The following is a 2,909-nucleotide window of genomic DNA, read 5'->3' on the forward strand; positions in this document are numbered from 1 at the left end:
AAACAGCTTCTAAGATAAACAGACCTTCCTATAAATCCCATTTATATAAAAAGTTTCCAAAAAACGAGTTTTTTACCAAAATACAGGTAAAGAACTATACTACCCCTAAAAATTTTTGGAACAATTTGCTATTTTCGGGTATTTTTTGATGATTTTAAAATCGCCGGAATCCTTGCAAATAAAAAGCGCCCTGGGCAAGATTCGAACTTGCGACCTACCGCTTAGAAGGCGGTTGCTCTATCCACTGAGCTACCAGGGCACTTAATGATTATATTTGTAACACAGAAATAATTCAAGATAAATCTATTCAGCAAAATTTTAATCTTTTTTAATATATAGGACAAGTTTTGTGTGGTATTTCTAAGGACTAAAAGCTAAAAAGAGGTAAATGAAGAATAGTAATACACGTTAAAAAGGTCTAAAACTAAATTCAGGATGGCATAAACTATTTTTAGATTCTCAAGTCGGACTGCAAAACATTCCAGAATGACTGTGCGAGGTATTTATGCTCTGAGATTGCTTCACAAATTAATTTTAACTGATTATTAACGTTGTACGGTTCGCAATGACAATGCAAGATTTAATACCTCAAACAGCAAGAGAGATATGACAAAAGCCATATCTCTCTTTGATTATTTAAATTATTTATGGAATTAGTAATCCATTCCTGGCATGCCGCCTGGCATAGCTGGCATACCGCCTTTTTCTTCAGGAACGTCTACGATAGCAGCTTCTGTTGTTAATAACATAGCAGCTATTGAAGCAGCGTTTTCTAAAGCTGTTCTGGTAACTTTTGCAGGGTCAACGATACCAGCTTTGATCATATCAACATATTGATTGTCTTGAGCATCAAAGCCATGGTTTTCTGGTAATTCTCTAACTTTTTCAACAACTACTTCACCACGAGCACCTGCGTTGTTAGCAATTTGTCTTAATGGAGCATCTAATGCTCTTAAGAGAATTTCAGCACCTGTTCTTTGATCACCTTGAAATTCTCCAAGCCTTGTAGCAAGAACATTGGAGACTTTAATTAAGGTTACACCACCACCAGGAACGATGCCTTCTTCAATAGCAGCTCTGGTAGCATTAAGAGCATCTTCGATTCTGAGTTTGCGATCTTTAAGCTCTGTCTCGGTAGCTGCACCAACTTCGATTACTGCAACACCGCCAGCTAATTTCGCAAGACGCTCTTGTAATTTTTCTTTATCGTAATCACTTTCTGATTCTTCAATTTGACGTTTAATTAACTTAACTCTTTCTTCAACTGTTTTTTTAGTTTCTTCACCAACAACAACAGTTGTCTTGTCTTTAGAAACGGTTACTCTGCGAGCTTTACCCATCATTTGGATAGTAACATTTTCTAATTTAATGCCTAATTCTTCAGTGAAGAGCTGACCACCTGTTAAAATAGCGATATCTTCAAGCATAGCTTTTCTTCTATCACCAAATCCAGGAGCTTTAACAGCAACTGCTCTTAATACTTTTCTCATTGTGTTAACAACTAAAGTAGCGAGAGCTTCGCCTTCTACGTCTTCAGCAATAATTAAAATACCTCTGCCTTCTCTGGCTACCTGCTCAAGAACAGGTACTAAATCAGCAACAAGGTTAATTTTTTTGTTTACACATAATACGAATACATCTTCAAGAACAGATTCCATTCTCTCAGGATCAGTTACGAAGTAAGGACTGATATAGCCTTTGTCAAACTGCATACCTTCAACAACTTTAAGTTCTGTTCCTATGGTTTTTGATTCTTCTACTGTAATAACACCATCTTTACCAACTCTATCCATAGCGTCAGCAATTAAATTACCTATTTCTTTGTCGTTACCAGCAGAAATTGTTGCAACTTGAGCAATTGATTCTTTAGATTCAATTTGTTTAGCGTTTTTCTTAATTTCTTCTACAATTACATCAACTGCTTTATCAATACCTCTTTTGATATCCATTGGATTAGCGCCGGCTGCAACGTTTTTTAAGCCTTCTTTAACGATAGACTGAGCTAATACCGCAGCTGTTGTAGTACCGTCACCAGCCACATCATTTGTTTTACTGGAAACTTCTTTAACTAATTGAGCACCAACGTTTTCTAAATGATCAGCTAACTCGATTTCTTTAGCAATGGTAACACCATCATTAACAATCTGAGGTGCGCCAAATTTTTTCTCTAAAACAACGTTACGTCCTTTTGGTCCTAATGTCACTTTTACCGCATCAGCAACAGCATCAATTCCTTTTTCTAATGCTCTGCGAGCTTCTTCATTAAATGCAATTCTTTTTGCCATTTTTTATTTGCTCCTCACAATCATTCCTACTCGATAACGCCTAATACATCTCTAACTGAGAGAATTTTGTACTCTGTGTTAGTAATTTTAATATCTGTGCCACCATATTTTGAGAATAAAATTTTGTCGCCAACTTTAACTTCCATCTCTTCTCTTTGTCCATTTTCAAGAAGTTTTCCTGGGCCAGCTGCTAAAACTTCACCTTTTTGTGATTTTTCTCTTGCAGTGTCTGGAATAAAAATTCCACCAGGGGTTGTTTCTGTTTCCTCAATAACTTTAACAACTATTTTGTCTGCTAAAGGTTTAATGTTTACTTCTGACATAAGTATTCCTCCAAAACACAATATCTTTTACTTAAGTATTAAATAATACTATTACAAATAAATTTTTATAGATATTCTATAATCCTAATTTAATACAGCATTTCTTTAAAGCTTCAGAAATTAAGGAAAATTTAATTTTTTATTCACTTTTATATGTTCTTAAATTTTCAATTAAAAAAGATAGATAACTTCTGTTATCTATCTTTTTTAATTGATTGTGTAATTATTTATCTTCTAATTAAATTAATAAGTCCAAATACTGCTAATCCCATGCCTATAACAGCTGCTACACTACCTATAG

2 protein-coding genes and 1 tRNA gene are annotated in these 2,909 nt (G+C 34.6%); all 3 read right to left on the minus strand.

Going from position 1 to position 2,909, the window contains the following annotated elements; all coding sequences use genetic code 11:
- Positions 1–186: 186 nt before the first annotated feature.
- Positions 187–259 (minus strand) — tRNA-Arg (locus A2255_00760).
- Between the two features lie 394 nt (positions 260–653).
- The gene (locus tag A2255_00765) at positions 654–2,285 is read right to left on the minus strand and encodes a chaperonin GroL (GenBank protein OGI16794.1); all 1,632 of its coding nucleotides are present in this window, start codon (positions 2,283–2,285) and stop codon (positions 654–656) included.
- A gap of 26 nt (positions 2,286–2,311) precedes the next feature.
- On the minus strand, positions 2,312–2,608 hold the full coding sequence (locus A2255_00770) for a co-chaperone GroES (GenBank protein ID OGI16795.1): 297 nt from the start codon (positions 2,606–2,608) through the stop codon (positions 2,312–2,314).
- Positions 2,609–2,909 lie beyond the last annotated feature (301 nt).

It is taken from the genome of Candidatus Melainabacteria bacterium RIFOXYA2_FULL_32_9, from assembly GCA_001784615.1.
GTDB lineage: Bacteria > Cyanobacteriota > Vampirovibrionia > Gastranaerophilales > UBA9579 > UBA9579.